The sequence below is a fragment of the Hyphobacterium sp. genome (genome assembly GCF_043584775.1).
GTDB lineage: Bacteria > Pseudomonadota > Alphaproteobacteria > Caulobacterales > Maricaulaceae > Hyphobacterium.
In genome coordinates this window covers 2880668-2895087 of the sequence record NZ_CP121327.1, presented here as the reverse complement: position 1 = coordinate 2895087, position 14420 = coordinate 2880668, and the positions used below count along the sequence as shown (strand labels likewise).

Below are 14420 nucleotides of genomic sequence, written 5' to 3'. Positions count from 1 at the left end.
TTATATGATGTGCCGATTACGCGCTTCCAGCCCGGCTGGCAACCAAATGTCAGCAATTTTTGGCAGAATTATCAGTCGCCGCCGTTTTCGGCTTCGTCTTCATCGGCCAGTGAACGCACCAGCTCGAGCACGCGGCGCCGGACTTTCGGAGTCTTGATCCGGGAGAAGGCTTCCGCCAGAGCTACGCCATCGGAGCTCTGAATAAAGTCATAAACAATCGGACTTTGTTCGGTTTCGGCGACACCTGTTGCCGCCACACCCGTCAGGCCTTCAAAGAAGAAATTGACGGGCACATCGAGGACATTGGCCAGGCTGAACAGACGGCTGGCGCCAATACGGTTGGCACCCCGCTCATACTTTTGCACCTGCTGAAAAGTGACGCCAAGTTCGTCGCCAAGTTTTTCCTGGCTCATTTTCATCAATTGGCGCCGCAAACGGACACGCGATCCGACATGGGCATCTATTGAATTGGCTTCGCGCGGGTTTCGTTTCATGGCAATCCCCCGGTTATGATAAGAATATGACAGGTCCCTGACGCCATCAAGTAACCTAAATTTTTTGTAAGACTAGGCATAATTACAGACACCGCAATATTTTTTCATCTGCGTAATTGCTCACGTATTACAGTCGCAAAAACCACGAATATACTTAAGATATAAAAGAGCCAGAACAATACACCTGAAGTGATCGAATACAGAGTGCGAGCGCCCGCCATAGGCAGGCGAACATCGGTGATACCGTCGTACCGGCGGTCAATCCTGACCGGCATACGGCCATACGGATCGACAACACCTGAAAACCCGCGGGACGCCGAGCGAATGATGGGCAGGCCGGTTTCAATGGCGCGATAGCGCGTACTGTTCAGATGCTGTCTGGGCCCAGCGGTCGGTCCGAACCAGGCATCATTTGAAATATTGAGTATCCAGTTCGGACGCGCGTCAACCTGCTCAACGATGCCGGTAAAAACCGCCTCATAGCAGATCATGGGGAAAAATGGCGGAGCACCGGCATTGTCCAGCGTGATAAACTCGGCTCCGTGGGAATAGCCCTCCACCTGCTCCTGTAATGACCGGATACCCAGCGAGGAAATGGCCTCTCCCAGCGGAATGAACTCTCCGAACGGCACCAACAAGACCTTGTCATAGAGCCCCAGAACACGCGGCCGGTCTTCCGCGAACCTAATGGCAACAAGCGAATTGTAATAGCGGACCTCGTCACCTTCGGCGCGCTCTCGCCGCGGTGTGCCGGCAAGCAAAACCTGGTCCTGAGTCAGAATTTCTGTCAGGGCCGAAATGGAAACACTGTCCTCGATCAGGAACAGCGGCAGCGCGCCCTCTGGCCAGACAACATGAGTGACATCGTCGATGCCCTCTGACGCTGTGAGTTCGAGATATCGGGCGCGGACAAGATCGTCGCCCCCCGGCGCCCATTTCGTTTGCTGGTCAATATCGACATTGACGAGCCGGAAAACCACATCGGGCTGATAGGCGATCTCCGCCTGGCCAAGCCGGAGCGTACCCCCGGCATACAGGGCCGCCAACGCCAGCAGGCTGACCATGAACGGCAATCGGCGTTGCACCTCACCGCCCCTGCCAGCAAGCGCCGCAGGACTGGAAAACAGCAGCAGGACCAGAAAGCTGAGCCCCCAGGCGCCAAACCACGCTGCAGACTGGGAGACCGCACCGCCCGCCGGAAAGACATGTGCCGGCAAATTCCATGGGAATTGGGTAAATGGCAGGCCTTTTGCCGCTTCTGCCGCCAGAAACAGCACCGCAAAGGCCAGAACCCGAACCGGCCCACGCAGGCTGAGCTTGGCATAGGCGGCGCCGGCAAATCCCCAGAATACAGCCAGAAATGCGCCCCCGCCAATTGCCACCAGTGGCCCGAAGAAAACATAGGCACCACCGCGGTTCCAGAAGGCAAAGGCCACCCAGAAAACGCCAATGCCAAGATATACCCAGGCAAACAGGAATGACCGCCAGAACCCGGATAGACCCGGCTTTTTCATGTCCATCGACCGATCCAGCATCCAGACAAGACCTGTCAGCCCGACAACCAGCGAAGGGAAGAAATGTATGGGAGAAGCCGACAAGCCCGAAAACAGTCCAAGCGCAGCCAGCACGATCCAGGCTTTATACGGCGGAAGCGCATGAAAGCGCTCGCATATGGCTTCAGGCGAGGCCTGACCCAGCAGCTGTCTTAACTGCAAAGCGGCCGTCATGCCGGCTCCCAGCTGCTTTCATCCTTGCTGGATTTGCGGCCCTTTTTTCGGATTCTCAGCCGCTTGATCCGCCGCGGATCAGCATCAAGAACCTCGAATTCGAAGCCGCCCGGATGGAGTATCATTTCGCCGCGCTCCGGGATCCGGCCGGCAATCATGAAAACCAGCCCGCCCAGCGTGTCGATATCATCATCCTCACCCTCTTCGAGAATGGCCTGACCCGCGATCTGTTCCAGCTCATCGATGGTGGCACGCGCATCGGCCACCCAAACGCCATTCCCTTTCGGCACAATGCCGGGCGTCGCCTCGTCATCATGTTCGTCTTCAATATCGCCCACGATCGGCTCAAGCAGATCCTCAAGCGTCACCAATCCGTCCGTCCCACCGTATTCATCAACGACGAGCGCAAGATGCATACGGCGCGCCTGCATACGCAATAGCAGATCAATCGCCCGCATCGAGGGCGGGGCAAACAGAAGCGGCCGGCGGATATCTTTCAAAATCTGACGCGAGGCCCAACCCTGGTCGGGCTCGGACACAATCGGCACCAGTTGTGACATCACATCCTTGATGTGCACCACACCCAGCGGGTCATCCAGTGTTTCACGATAGATCGGCAGGCGGGAATGCGCCGCTTCAGCAAAGGCCGGTATCAGTTCGCCCAGCGGCGTGTTGACTTCGATGCCAACAATATCGGCACGCGGCACCATCACGTCCGCAACCTGCATTTCATTGAAAAGCTGAACATTGGCCGCAAAGCCATTGCCATCGGGAAGGCTGGCGTCCGTTTTCGATTCGCGGCCCATCATGCGCGCCAGACGCGCGCTCCAACTTCGGTCGTTAGCGTCGTCACTCATTGCTGATCTCCTTGATAAGGGTCGGCAATGTCGATGTTTTGGAGCGCTTCACGCTCGAGGGATTCCATCTGCTCTGCTTCTGCCTCCGTCTGGTGATCATAGCCCTGCAGGTGCAGGAAACCATGCACAACCAGATGCGCGATATGGTGAATTACCGGAATAGACTTTTCTTGCGCCTCGCGAAAGACCGTTTCCTGCCCCAGTGCAATATCACCGAGAAAGCCGACATCGCTTTCTGCCGCCGGAAAGGCAAGCACGTTTGTAGCGGTCGGCTTGTTCCGGAATTGCGAATTCAACGCCTGCATCTCGCTATCGTCTGTAAACAGGAGACAGAAGGCATCGGATGACTCAATGCGCAGTATTGTGAGGGCCGATGAAATGGCCTGCTCACATACCCGCAACAGTTCATCTTCCGGCGGCCAGTTCTCAGCATCGACAATCAGGTCAAATGACGGCGCCATGGCTTATGGCTTCGCATCCCGGCGCTCATAGGCGTCGACAATGCGGCCCACAAGGTTGTGGCGGACAACGTCCTTGCGTTCAAAACGAATGATTTTGACCGCAGGATCGCCGTCCAGAATTTCCAGCGCCTCGGGCAAGCCGGATGGCTGACGATTATCAAGGTCCGTCTGGGTTGGGTCGCCGGTCACAATCATGCGCGAGCCTTCGCCGAGCCGCGTCAGCACCATCCGCATTTGCGCGCGCGTCGCATTCTGGGCTTCGTCGACAATGACGATGGCCCGGCTCAGTGTCCGGCCCCGCATGAAAGCCAGTGGCGCAACTTCGATGCGCTTGTCCTCACGGAATTTTTCCATCTGGGTCCGCCCCAACGCGTCGGTGAGGGCATCCCAGACTGGCAAGAGGTAGGGATCAACCTTCTCCGCGAGATCGCCGGGAAGAAACCCGAGCTTCTCGCCGGCTTCGACCGCCGGACGCGTGATGATCAGGCGCTCCACGGACCGTTGCGCCAACTGGGCCGCGCCATAGGCCACCGCCAGCAGGGTTTTTCCGGTTCCCGCAGGCCCGACGCCGAAGATCAAATCGCTCTTTTTCGGGTCATTCAGAGCGCGAATATAATCCGCCTGACGCGGTGTGCGCGCCATGAAGCTTGCGCCGCGCGGCACGCGGATAACCGTGGAATCGGCCAGCGCCGCCTCACTGTCATCAAGGGTCAGAACCGACCGCACATCCGCCTCGTCACAAGCCATCTGTTGTTCAAGGCGTGTATAAAGCCGGTTAATGATGCGCTTGGCCTCGAGCCGGGTTTTGGGTTCAGCACCGGATATCTGGATCTGGCCACCGCCGGGCGCGGCAAGACGCACACCGATTTCCTCTTCAATCATGATGAGGTGGCGATCGCCGGCACCTGCCAGCAGGCGCACGCGATCACTATCGTCGAAATGAAGCGTTTCGACGGGTTCCTTGCGCGGCTTGGCAGAACGGGACTTTTTGGAGCGGGAGGCGGTCAAGCGGCATCGACCTTTGCATCAAGACGGCCGGTCAATGAATTCTGGCTGGCATCCGTGATCGTGACCTCTGCAATTTGCCCGATCAATTCGGCCGGTGCTTCGCAATGCAGGGATTGAAGATAGGGCGACCGGCCGTGAAGCTGGCCCGCGAGTCGGCCCTTTTTTTCAAACAATACCGGCAATCGCATACCGATCTGCGAACGATTGAAAGCGGTCTGTTGTTCAGTCAGCAATGCCTGCAGATGAGCCAGTCGCTCGCTGGCAATTGTGTCATCGACCTGCAGGGGCAGAGACGCGCCCGGCGTGCCGGGACGGCGTGAATATTTGAAAGAGAAGGCCGACGCATAATTGATCTCGCGGACGGCCTGCATCGTGTCCTCGAAATCCTTGTCCGTTTCACCGGGGAAGCCGACAATGAAATCACCGGAAATCGCGATATCCGGCCGCGCAGCACGGACTTTCTCGATCACGCGTGCATAGCTTTCAATCGTGTGCTTGCGGTTCATGGCATGCAAGATTTTATCCGAACCCGATTGAACCGGCAGGTGCAGATAGGGCATCAGGCATTCCAGATCACCATGCGCGGCAATCAGCTCATCATCCATGTCATTGGGGTGGGAGGTCGTGTAGCGGATCCGGTCCAATCCACCGATCAGCGACAGATGCCGCAAAAGTTTCGCGAGCCCCCAGGGGCCGTCGGCTTCGCGTCCCGAAGGCGGCGCACCATGAAAGGCATTCACATTCTGACCCAGCAGGGTGATTTCCCGCACACCCTTGGACGCCAGCATGCGGGCCTCGGCTGTGATCTGGTCAACCGGGCGGGACCATTCGGCGCCGCGGGTATAGGGCACGACGCAGAAGGTACAGAATTTGTCGCACCCTTCCTGAACCGTCAGGAAAGCGGAATATCCTTCTACGGCGCGGTCGCCTGCAAGCGCATCGAATTTGGCGACCGGCTCGAATTCGGTCTCCAGCCGCTCTCCGCGTGCCCGATGGGTCTGGGCGATCAGCTCGGGCAGCTTGTGGTAGGTCTGGGGGCCGACGACGAGATCGACGACCGGCGCCCGGCGCATGATCTCTTCACCCTCGGCCTGAGCGACGCAGCCCGCGACAGCAATCGTCATCGGGTCTTTTGTGCCCGCCTTCGCGTCCTTGTGCGGGCGCAAGCGGCCCAGCTCGGAATAGACCTTCTCGGCCGCTTTCTCGCGGATATGGCAGGTGTTCAGGATCACGAGATCCGCGCCATCGGGCTCATCGGCGGGCTCATAGCCCAGCGGCGCCAGAACATCGCGCATGCGCTCTGAGTCATAGACGTTCATCTGACAGCCATAGGTCTTGATGAAGAGCTTTTTGCGCTGTTGCGCCATGGTGGACCCGTCTTTCTTGAAAGAGGCGCGGGTTATGATGGAAAGCAGACGGAATCGCAAGCCCCGCCTAGGCTGTGACCGCGTTTCGTCCGATCACCCGTGCGATAATCACAACGGCGCAGGCGGTCAGAAGGCCCGCAAGGGCAAAGGGAGCCCCCGGGAAATAGAACGCCGCATCCCGGTTCGAGAAGGAATAAAAGATGAAGGTCATCATCCCGGGTCCGAACACCGTCATAAGGGAGGCAAGACTGGTCGTTGCACCGGAAAGCGCACCCTGCATATTCGCCGGCACCTGATTGGACATGATCCCCTGCAGGGCCGGACCGCCAATGCCCGACAGTGCGCCCAATACGATGATGATGTAGAGAACAAACACATTGGGTGCGAGGGCATATCCCCAATACGCCGCGCCTGCGATCGCAAATCCGATCACCGCTGATCGCTTGGCGCCCAGCAAGGGAATGACCTTGCGGGACAACAGACCCTGCACAATAGCGGCCGAAAAACCGACCACGCCCAGCGAAATGCCGATGTCGAGCTGCGACCAGCCAAATCGCTCAATGCCGAAATATGCCCAGGCCGCCGGGAGGGCGGTGTGGCCAAGGTGAAACAGCGCCAGCGCACCCAGCAAACCGAAGACCATCGGAAACTGGCGCATTTGCAACAAAGCGCGCAACGGGTTGCTATTGAAGAGCCGGAATGGACGGCGGTTCTCTTCGGCCAAAGTCTCCGGCAAGACAAAATAGCCATAAATGAAATTCGCCATGCCCAGCGCCGCCGCGGCAAAGAAGGGCAGACGATGATCAAATTCACCCAGTACGCCCCCGATAACGGGGCCGATGATAAACCCCAAGCCAAAGGCTGCGCCAATCAGGCCAAAATTCGCGCCACGCTTCTCTGGCGGCGACACATCCGCGATGAAGGCGCCGGCCGTCGTATAGGTCGCGCCAAAAACGCCCGACAGCACCCGCCCGATAAACAGGACCCACAGAAAAGGGGCGAGCCCCATGATCAGATAATCAAGTGAAAAACCGGCGAGCGAGAACAAAAGCACGGGCCGGCGGCCGAACCGGTCCGACAGATTGCCGACAATCGGCGCACAAACAAACTGCATGAAGGCATAAAGCGTCGCCAGCGCTCCGCCCCAGAGCGCGGCACGGGCCAATGTCAGCCCTGTCAGGTCCATGATCAATTGCGGCAGAACCGGGATAATGATCCCGAGGCCGATCATGTCGACCAGAACCGTAACGAAAATGAAGGCCAGAGCATTCGGGCCCGGAGTGCGCGAATCGACCAACGCCTGACGTTTCTACTTGCGTTCGTCGGCAGTCAGCGGAACGGCATAAAGCTCCAGTCTGTGATCGACGAGGCGATAGCCCAGCTTGCGGGCCACGGCTTCCTGCAGACGTTCGATTTCCTCATTGACGAATTCGATGACCTCGCCGGAGCGCAAATCGATCAGATGGTCATGATGATCGTCACTGGCTTCCTCATAGCGGGCACGGCCATCCCGGAAATCATGCCGTTCGATAATCCCGGCTTCCTCGAACAGACGAACGGTCCGGTAAACGGTGGCCAGGGAAATCCGGTCGTCTTCAGCCGCCGCGCGACGATGCAATTCCTCGGCATCAGGGTGATCTTCGGCGTCCGAAAGAATGCGCGCAATGACGCGGCGCTGATCGGTCATGCGGAGGCCTTTTTCAACGCAGATTTTCTCGATCCGGTCCGGCATGAATATTCCCCTTGCAGTGATATGCCCCAGACATAAGCCCGTCCGGGCAAAACGTCTATTCGCCGAGTGTCTTTTCCATCACCAGCGCATCCGATCCATCCGAATAATAGGCGCGTCGTCTGCCGCCTTGAACAAACCCCGTCGATTGATAGAGCGCAATGGCCGCAACATTGGTATCAGAGACTTCAAGAAAAGCCGTCCTGGCCCCAAGGCGCCCCGCTGCTTTCAGAGCGGCACACAGCAGGCCGCGGGCCACACCCTCACGTCTTCTGGCCGGATCCGTGGCCAGGGTCAGGATCTCCGCCTCATCCAGCGCGACGCGGACCAGAATGAAACCGGAGACCCGCCGCCCACCAGCCGACAGGGCGATAACACCGGATTCTGCCGCCAGCCGGGCCAGCTCCATTGACGACCATCCGCGCGGAAAACACCTTGCGTGCAGATCAGCAAGATCACCGAAGGCGTCTTTTCTGATTTGTGAAATCATCAGGTCAGACTGACGCCGCCGGGCAATTTCGCATCCGGTGGCCGCGCATAGAAGGGTTTGGGCGGGTGAAATGGCGCCTCGGCTTGTTCCGCAAAAGACAACAAGCGGGTCAGATCGGGTTGAAAATCAGCATCTTCACGCGGCACAGGAAACAACAGGCGGGCTCCTGTCCCGGTCATGATCATTGCAGAAACCGGCCGTCCGGACTCGAGCGCTTCGAGCGCATAGTTTTTGGCCTTCTCCTCTATCATTAGAAGAGGCGGGGTCTGTGGAACACCGTCTTCAAAGCGTTGAACCACAAACTCGCCGCGCTTTGCATCATGGACGGCAAGCACAGTGCTCAGACCTTCGGAATGCGCTTCAAACGCCCACCATTCCAGATTGGAAATGCCCACCACATCCGCGCCGGTGGCGAGCGCCAGCCCGCGGGCAAACGCAACGCCGACACGCGTCCCGGCAAAACTGCCGGGCCCGGTCGTCACGCCAATCCGCTCAAGATCGCGCGGGGTCAGTCCGGCTTTCGCCAGTACCTCGGCCACCATTGGTGCCAGCCGCTCGGCCTGCCCCCGCGCCATGGCTTCAGAGCAAACAAGGTCAGCCTGTCCCGGCACACGAAGCGCCACAGAACAGGCCGGCCCCGTTGTATCCATCACCAGCAATCGCATGCGAGGGATTTAGAGGATTGTTGCAGCCTCGTCGAATGAAAGCCTCGGTAAACGCGGAAACTGGTTTTCACCGGAGCCATAGCCCAGATTGACGAGGAAATTGGTGGTCCAGCTGCTCCGCAACGGATCATTGGCAAAGAATTCCTGATCAACCCCGTCAATCGAGAAACCGGACATGGGCCCGACATCCAGCCCCAGAGAGCGCGCAGCCAGGATCAGATAAGCGCCCTGCAGCGTGCCATTGCGATATCCATTGGTCTCGGCGGTCTTCTTCATTGTATCCCGCGCGCCCTCGGAATGGGGGAAAAGCTTGGGCATTTGCTCGTAGAATGCCTGGTCCCAGGCCACAATCACCGTGACCGGAGCCGTCAGCGTCTTTTCAACATTTCCCGGCATGAGGTGGGGTTTGAGCCGGTCCTTGGCAGCATGGGACGTTAGAAAAACAAAACGCGCCGGCGAATTATTCATGCTGGTCGGCCCCATCTTCACAAGGTCATAGAGCGCTTTCAGCTGTTCAGTGGAGACCGGCGTATCGGTCCACGCATAGTGGGTCCGCGCTTCCCGGAAAATCTGGTCCAGCGAATCATCATTCAGCGGCGTTGAAGCGGAGGAGGCATCAAGCATCGGGGCACCTGTTCGTTATTTGTGACGAACAGGGACATAGTGTCGATCGCAGCCGCTTTTAACCGCGATTCCGGAAAAAGTGATTATCCAACCGCGACAACTTCGCGGACCTCGGGCACATAATGCTTCAGCAGATTTTCTATGCCGGACTTCAGCGTCATCGTTGATGACGGGCAGCCGGCACAGGCGCCGCGCATCACGAGCGCGACGATACCGGTCTGCTCGTCAAATCCCTTGAAAATGATGTCGCCGCCATCGCGCGCCACAGCCGGACGCACCCGGGTGTCTATGATTTCCTTGATCTCTCTGGCCGGACCGCTATCGGGCTCGAATTCGGCTTCGCCCCCGTCGGCTTCGAACAGCGCAGCCCCGGACTGCAGCACATCCATGATCGTGCCAAGAATGGCCGGCTTGATATGGGGCCAGTCGATGGTCTCGTCCTTCGAGACGGAGACATAGTCCGCGCCGCAGAAAACACCGGTCACGCCATCCACCGCAAACAATTCCCGCGCCAGCAGAGAGGCTTCTGCCTCTTCAGGCGTCGCAAATTCTCGCGGGTTCTCGGGCGCGATCTCGCGCCCGGGCAGGAATTTCATCGTGTTGGGGTTCGGAGTATCTTCGGTCTGAATAAACATGGGCTCGCCCGTCGTCTGGATCAGGCTTCACATGGCGCTTAATCGGCCAAGCTGCAACCCTTCATCATGTGAGGTCATCAATCGCGTCGCGAGACAGCCCGCCCGGCACAACCGTCACCGGAATGGGCCGTGTGCCCGTCAGCCCGCGGCCTCGCGCCAAAGCCGTCACCAATGGACCGGGGCCCTCTCCGGACTCTGCGGCACCGAGCACCAGGATGGAGATTTTCGAATCCTCTTCGATAAGATCGGCCATGGCATTGCGAAGTTCGTCTTCGCGAAGGATCAGCTCGGGCCGCTCACCCATGACCGCTTCGGCGTCCTCGGCCAGCATGTCTAGCAATTCGGTTGCTTCTTCCTCGGCCTCACGGCGCATGGTCTCGGACACGCCGATCCAGTGATCAAAATTCGAGGGTTCAATGACGGCGAGCAAAGTCAGGCCACAATCGGTGGCTTGCGCCCGCTTGGCTGCGAAATAGAGCGCCGTACGGCACTCCTCGCTCTGGTCTGCCACGACCAGAAATTTTCGGCGATGTTCACTCATACTGCATAGAATTGGCCTGACACGCGTCATTCGTCCAGATAGGAATGCGCTTCATGACCGAAGCAACTTATTCCGACCGCCGCAACGCAACGTCTCCGGAACAGCATATCATGCTGGAATCCGGGCGAATTTCCGTATCCATGGACGGAAAACTGCAACGGGCCATCGCATTCGACGAGATCAACGAGGTGCGTCTGGGTGTAGAGATGGCCGGGCGGGACAGCCAGGTCGTCTGCCGCATCACCGCAAACGACAGGACCCGGATCGTGTTCGGGTCCCGAAGCTGGAAGTCAGTCGGTCTCTGGGAAAATCAGGCGGATCGTTTTCGTGAATTCAACACCGCCCTGCATCGCGCTTTATTACCTCACGCCGCCGGCATTCGCTTCATGGAAGGTCAACCGCTCTGGTTCGGTTTTGTCATGTGCGGGCTGGGCCTTTTGATGGCGCTTCTGGGCGGCGGATTCGCGCTTTATCTTCTGTGGGATGATAATCTGATCGGATTTGGCGGCGTTCCCGGTCTTATCATCGGCCTCTATCTGGCCTGGATGTTCCGGCCTCGCGCGCCAAAACCCTATGATCCCGCACTCTATGCCGGCACCGGCTAGTATTCGGTGGTCTGTCCCGGCGGCATCGACCGGACCTCGAACGTCACAGGCACCGCTCCGGCATTCTGGAAATGCAGCGTGCCACTGACACGATCGCCCTCCGCGACCGGCGCGAGACCGAACACCATCAGGTGACGGCCACCGGGTGTGAACACCAGCGGGCCTTCATCGCCAACCCGCTGCGGCCCGATCTCACGCATCTGCATCACGCCCTCTGACGTCATGAAATGACCGTGCAGCTCGACCCGCTCAGCGCCTTCAATCTCGACCGATTCCAGCAAGTCTTCTGACCCTTCCGACAGGTTCAGAACGACATAGGCCGCCGTAACATCACGTCCCGCCGGATGCGGGCGCATCCAGCTGGCGCGGATATCAATCGTGGTTGCCTGCTCGGCAACCGGGTCCTGTTCTTCGGTGCCAGAATTCCCATGTGCCGAGAGATCGATCTCGCCGGATGTGCCTGCTTCGGGATTGCCGCAAGCGGCCAGCAAAAGGGTGGGTATCACGGCGAGAATGAAACGCATGGCTATGTCTCCTGTTTCGGCCTTGCTAGCGCCCGGGCAGTCCGCTGACCATGCGGCGAATCAGCCCCAGAAACCGACCCTGGCCTTGACCTCTTTGATAACGGGATCGGCAATGGCGCGCGCCCGTTCAGCGCCTTTGGTGAGGATACGATCCATTTCAGCAGGATCCGCGATCAGCCGCGCATACTCATTGGCAACAGGCGACAGGCGCTCAACCGCCAGCTCCGCCAGTTTCGGCTTGAATGCGCCAAAGCCCTGACCACCAAATTCGGAAATGACCTTTTCCGCCGTTGACCCTTCCAGCGCGGCATAAATACCCACCAGGTTGAGGGCTTCGGGCCGGTCACCCATATCCTCAAGCGATCCGGGCAGGGGTTCGGGATCGGTTTTGGCCTTCTTGATCTTGCGGGCAATTGTATCGGCATCATCGGACAGATTGATGCGGGAAAGATCCGACGGGTCGGACTTCGACATCTTTTTCGAGCCGTCTTTCAGCGACATGATGCGCGTGCCGGCCCCCTGAATATAGGGGTCGGGCAGAGGGAAGAAGCCTTCACAATCATAGTCGCGCATGAAGCGCGCCGCGATGTCCCGCGACAATTCCAGATGCTGTTTCTGATCTTCACCCACCGGCACATGGGTCGCCTTGTAGACCAGAATATCGGCTGCCTGCAGCACCGGATAGGTAAACAGGCCGACACTGGCGCGTTCCTTGTCCTTGCCGGCCTTGTCCTTGAACTGCGTCATGCGCTCCAACCATCCGAGGCGCGCCACGCACTGGAAAATCCAGGCCAGCTCGGCATGCGCGGGAACGGCGGACTGCGCAAAGACAGCTGATTTCTCCGGGTCGACACCCGAAGCAATATAGGCGGCCGCAGCGCCGCGCACCTTGTCCGGCAATTCGGCGGCCGCGTGCGGCATCGTGATCGCGTGCATATCCACCACGCAGTAAAAACACTCAGCGCCGCTTTCCTGCAGCTTCACCCAGTTTACCAGCGCGCCCAGATAATTGCCCAGATGAAGGCCGCCCGTGGGCTGCATTCCCGAGAGAATACGCTGCGGCCCGGAATAGGTTTGGATATCGGTCATGGCTGGAACCCGGCTGGTGTCGATAGGAAGATAGGGGGTTTAGCCGCGGGCAAAGGCGGCGCGCAACTCCGAAATCCGCAATCCGCGCGTAATCAGACTGATCAGCAAATAAACCAGCATCCCGATACAAGACGCGACCACCGCCCCCATCAACCGGGAGCCCAGAGAGAAGCTGGCAAGGTCGGCTTTGTAGATTTCAAGCCCGAACATGACGCCGCCCGCTACCAGGGCAGCAAGAAGCAGGCGCGGGATCGTTGTATATAGGCGGCGATCCGGTCGGAAGCCGTTCCGGCGACCGAGGAAGAAGGCCAGCAGACCGGCATTGATCCAGCCCGCAAAAGATGTGGCCGCAGCAAGCCCGACATGCCCCCGATCCGGTGCAAACTCCCGGATCCAGAAAAACGCAGCAGCGCCAATGACGATGTTCAGAAACATCGAAACCGCAGCAAATTTCATGGGGGTTGCCGTATCCTCCCGCGCAAAGAAGCCCGGCGAGAACACCTTGATCAGCACAAAGGCCGGAAGGCCAACCGCAAACGCCTGCACAGCGAGGCGTGTCGATTCAGCGTTCTCGGGTGTGAAGGCCCCCCTCTGGAACAGGCCATCCACCAGCAATCCGGGCATGGCGATCAGGGCGGCCGTCGCGGGCAAGGTCAGCGCCATGGAAATTTCAATGGCGCGATTTGTGATGTCGATCGCGCCTTTTTCATCTCCAGCGCGCAAGCGTTTGGACAGGCTCGGCAGAAGCGCAACGCCCATGGCAATGCCAATCACACCCAGCGGCAGCTGATAAAGACGATCCGCGTAATAAAGCAGCGCGACAGCGCCATCCTGCAGCGTGGCGATCAGCTGACTGATGACGATATTGATCTGGGTCACGCCGCCCGCAACTGCACCCGGTACACCAAGGGCGATCAGGCGGCGCACTTTCGGCGTCAGTTTTGGCAGCCTCAGACCCAGCGTGATCCCGGACCGTCGGCACCCCCAGTAGAGCAATCCGGCTTGCGCAATGCCCGACACCGGAACAGCAATCGTAATCCACAAACCGGTCGTTGCAGGGTCAGCCGGGGCCGCGAGAAGCACGCCAATCATGATGACGTTCAGAGCAATGGGTGCGGCGGCTGAAATCGCAAAGCGGTCATGTGCATTCAGCGTGCCGCCCATCATGGCCGTCAGTGAGACAAGCAACAGATAGGGCATGGTGATCTGGGTGAACAAGACGGCCATGCCAAACAGATCAGGCTCATCAACAAACCCGGGCGCAATGACGCGAATGATCGGGTCCATGAAGATTTGCGCGCCGACGGTGAGTGCTGAAAGGACCACAATCATGACGGACAGCGTGTCGCGGGCAAACTGCCGGGCCTCGTCTTCGCCCTCGCCCTCCAGCGTCCGGGAATAGAGCGGGATATAGGCCGAGTTGAAGGCGCCTTCGGCAAAGAAGCGCCGGAACAGGTTCGGAAATCGGAACGCGACCACAAAGGCCTCTGCGACCGGTCCGGCGCCCAGAGCCGCAGCCAGCAGCATTTCCCGCAAAAAGCCCAGAACACGGCTGATCGCCGTGAAGCCGCCGATGACAAAGGTTGAGCGAAGGAGGCGCATGA

Annotated in this window: 17 protein-coding genes; 1 reads left to right on the top strand and 16 read right to left on the bottom strand. The window is 59.0% G+C overall.

Annotated features, from left to right (window positions below; genetic code table 11):
- Nucleotides 1-71: 71 nt before the first annotated feature.
- The 13 genes from P0D52_RS14430 to P0D52_RS14370 form a co-directional block, all read right to left on the bottom strand.
- Nucleotides 72-494 carry a helix-turn-helix domain-containing protein gene (locus P0D52_RS14430; protein ID WP_394693347.1) on the bottom strand — a complete coding sequence of 141 codons (423 nt, stop codon included), beginning with the start codon at nt 492-494 and terminating at the stop codon, nt 72-74.
- A gap of 104 nt (nt 495-598) precedes the next feature.
- Nucleotides 599-2221, bottom strand: a complete 1623-nt coding sequence (gene lnt / locus P0D52_RS14425; protein ID WP_394693346.1) for an apolipoprotein N-acyltransferase — start codon at nt 2219-2221, stop codon at nt 599-601.
- Nucleotides 2218-3078, bottom strand: coding sequence for a hemolysin family protein (locus tag P0D52_RS14420; RefSeq protein WP_394693345.1), 861 nt, complete (start codon nt 3076-3078; stop codon nt 2218-2220). Before P0D52_RS14420 ends, lnt begins: the two co-directional genes overlap by 4 nt.
- Entirely contained in the window at nt 3075-3539 is a 465-nt protein-coding gene (ybeY, locus tag P0D52_RS14415; RefSeq protein WP_394693344.1) for an rRNA maturation RNase YbeY, read from the bottom strand. Before ybeY ends, P0D52_RS14420 begins: the two co-directional genes overlap by 4 nt.
- 3 nt (nt 3540-3542) lie before the next feature.
- The gene (locus P0D52_RS14410; RefSeq protein WP_394693343.1) at nt 3543-4547 is read right to left on the bottom strand and encodes a PhoH family protein; all 1005 of its coding nucleotides are present in this window, start codon (nt 4545-4547) and stop codon (nt 3543-3545) included.
- A complete protein-coding gene (gene miaB / locus P0D52_RS14405; RefSeq protein ID WP_394693342.1) occupies nt 4544-5914 on the bottom strand; it encodes a tRNA (N6-isopentenyl adenosine(37)-C2)-methylthiotransferase MiaB in 1371 nt (456 codons plus the stop codon). Before miaB ends, P0D52_RS14410 begins: the two co-directional genes overlap by 4 nt.
- 67 nt (nt 5915-5981) lie before the next feature.
- Nucleotides 5982-7211: a TCR/Tet family MFS transporter gene (locus P0D52_RS14400; RefSeq protein ID WP_394693341.1), complete on the bottom strand. Its 1230-nt coding sequence runs from the start codon at nt 7209-7211 to the stop codon at nt 5982-5984.
- Between the two features lie 12 nt (nt 7212-7223).
- Nucleotides 7224-7646, bottom strand: coding sequence for a Fur family transcriptional regulator (locus P0D52_RS14395; protein WP_394693340.1), 423 nt, complete (start codon nt 7644-7646; stop codon nt 7224-7226).
- Between the two features lie 55 nt (nt 7647-7701).
- Entirely contained in the window at nt 7702-8133 is a 432-nt protein-coding gene (locus tag P0D52_RS14390) for a GNAT family N-acetyltransferase (protein WP_394693339.1), read from the bottom strand.
- The gene (gene tsaB, locus P0D52_RS14385) at nt 8133-8783 is read right to left on the bottom strand and encodes a tRNA (adenosine(37)-N6)-threonylcarbamoyltransferase complex dimerization subunit type 1 TsaB (RefSeq protein WP_394694802.1); all 651 of its coding nucleotides are present in this window, start codon (nt 8781-8783) and stop codon (nt 8133-8135) included. Before tsaB ends, P0D52_RS14390 begins: the two co-directional genes overlap by 1 nt.
- Before the next feature lie 24 nt (nt 8784-8807).
- Nucleotides 8808-9422: a malonic semialdehyde reductase gene (locus P0D52_RS14380; RefSeq protein ID WP_394693338.1), complete on the bottom strand. Its 615-nt coding sequence runs from the start codon at nt 9420-9422 to the stop codon at nt 8808-8810.
- A gap of 83 nt (nt 9423-9505) precedes the next feature.
- The gene (locus tag P0D52_RS14375) at nt 9506-10057 is read right to left on the bottom strand and encodes a NifU family protein (RefSeq protein ID WP_394693337.1); all 552 of its coding nucleotides are present in this window, start codon (nt 10055-10057) and stop codon (nt 9506-9508) included.
- Nucleotides 10058-10121: 64 nt separating this feature from the next.
- Nucleotides 10122-10598 carry a universal stress protein gene (locus P0D52_RS14370; RefSeq protein WP_394693336.1) on the bottom strand — a complete coding sequence of 159 codons (477 nt, stop codon included), beginning with the start codon at nt 10596-10598 and terminating at the stop codon, nt 10122-10124.
- Between the two features lie 53 nt (nt 10599-10651).
- Between P0D52_RS14370 and P0D52_RS14365 the strand changes: the two genes are divergently transcribed.
- Entirely contained in the window at nt 10652-11203 is a 552-nt protein-coding gene (locus tag P0D52_RS14365; protein ID WP_394693335.1) for a hypothetical protein, read from the top strand.
- Here P0D52_RS14365 and P0D52_RS14360 read toward each other — a convergent pair.
- The 3 genes from P0D52_RS14360 to murJ are packed head-to-tail and all read right to left on the bottom strand — an operon-like array spanning nt 11200 to nt 14418.
- Nucleotides 11200-11727 (bottom strand): copper chaperone PCu(A)C, encoded by a 528-nt coding sequence (locus P0D52_RS14360; RefSeq protein WP_394693334.1) that lies wholly within the window; start codon nt 11725-11727, stop codon nt 11200-11202. The genes P0D52_RS14365 and P0D52_RS14360 overlap by 4 nt on opposite strands.
- A 60-nt stretch (nt 11728-11787) precedes the next feature.
- Nucleotides 11788-12816 carry a tryptophan--tRNA ligase gene (gene trpS, locus P0D52_RS14355; RefSeq protein WP_394693333.1) on the bottom strand — a complete coding sequence of 343 codons (1029 nt, stop codon included), beginning with the start codon at nt 12814-12816 and terminating at the stop codon, nt 11788-11790.
- A 39-nt stretch (nt 12817-12855) separates the two neighbouring features.
- A complete protein-coding gene (gene murJ, locus P0D52_RS14350) occupies nt 12856-14418 on the bottom strand; it encodes a murein biosynthesis integral membrane protein MurJ (protein WP_394693332.1) in 1563 nt (520 codons plus the stop codon).
- Nucleotides 14419-14420 lie beyond the last annotated feature (2 nt).

What these genes read in the sequence shown, in the direction of transcription:
- P0D52_RS14430 (WP_394693347.1), bottom strand. Translation starts at nt 494, where the DNA reads ATGAAACGAAACCCGCGCGAAGCCAATTCAATAGATGCCCATGTCGGA.
- lnt (WP_394693346.1), bottom strand. Translation starts at nt 2,221, where the DNA reads ATGACGGCCGCTTTGCAGTTAAGACAGCTGCTGGGTCAGGCCTCGCCT.
- P0D52_RS14420 (WP_394693345.1), bottom strand. Translation starts at nt 3,078, where the DNA reads ATGAGTGACGACGCTAACGACCGAAGTTGGAGCGCGCGTCTGGCGCGC.
- ybeY (WP_394693344.1), bottom strand. Translation starts at nt 3,539, where the DNA reads ATGGCGCCGTCATTTGACCTGATTGTCGATGCTGAGAACTGGCCGCCG.
- miaB (WP_394693342.1), bottom strand. Translation starts at nt 5,914, where the DNA reads ATGGCGCAACAGCGCAAAAAGCTCTTCATCAAGACCTATGGCTGTCAG.
- P0D52_RS14395 (WP_394693340.1), bottom strand. Translation starts at nt 7,646, where the DNA reads ATGCCGGACCGGATCGAGAAAATCTGCGTTGAAAAAGGCCTCCGCATG.
- P0D52_RS14390 (WP_394693339.1), bottom strand. Translation starts at nt 8,133, where the DNA reads ATGATTTCACAAATCAGAAAAGACGCCTTCGGTGATCTTGCTGATCTG.
- tsaB (WP_394694802.1), bottom strand. Translation starts at nt 8,783, where the DNA reads ATGGATACAACGGGGCCGGCCTGTTCTGTGGCGCTTCGTGTGCCGGGA.
- P0D52_RS14380 (WP_394693338.1), bottom strand. Translation starts at nt 9,422, where the DNA reads ATGCTTGATGCCTCCTCCGCTTCAACGCCGCTGAATGATGATTCGCTG.
- P0D52_RS14375 (WP_394693337.1), bottom strand. Translation starts at nt 10,057, where the DNA reads ATGTTTATTCAGACCGAAGATACTCCGAACCCCAACACGATGAAATTC.
- P0D52_RS14370 (WP_394693336.1), bottom strand. Translation starts at nt 10,598, where the DNA reads ATGAGTGAACATCGCCGAAAATTTCTGGTCGTGGCAGACCAGAGCGAG.
- P0D52_RS14365 (WP_394693335.1), top strand. Translation starts at nt 10,652, where the DNA reads ATGACCGAAGCAACTTATTCCGACCGCCGCAACGCAACGTCTCCGGAA.
- P0D52_RS14360 (WP_394693334.1), bottom strand. Translation starts at nt 11,727, where the DNA reads ATGCGTTTCATTCTCGCCGTGATACCCACCCTTTTGCTGGCCGCTTGC.
- trpS (WP_394693333.1), bottom strand. Translation starts at nt 12,816, where the DNA reads ATGACCGATATCCAAACCTATTCCGGGCCGCAGCGTATTCTCTCGGGA.
- murJ (WP_394693332.1), bottom strand. Translation starts at nt 14,418, where the DNA reads ATGCGCCTCCTTCGCTCAACCTTTGTCATCGGCGGCTTCACGGCGATC.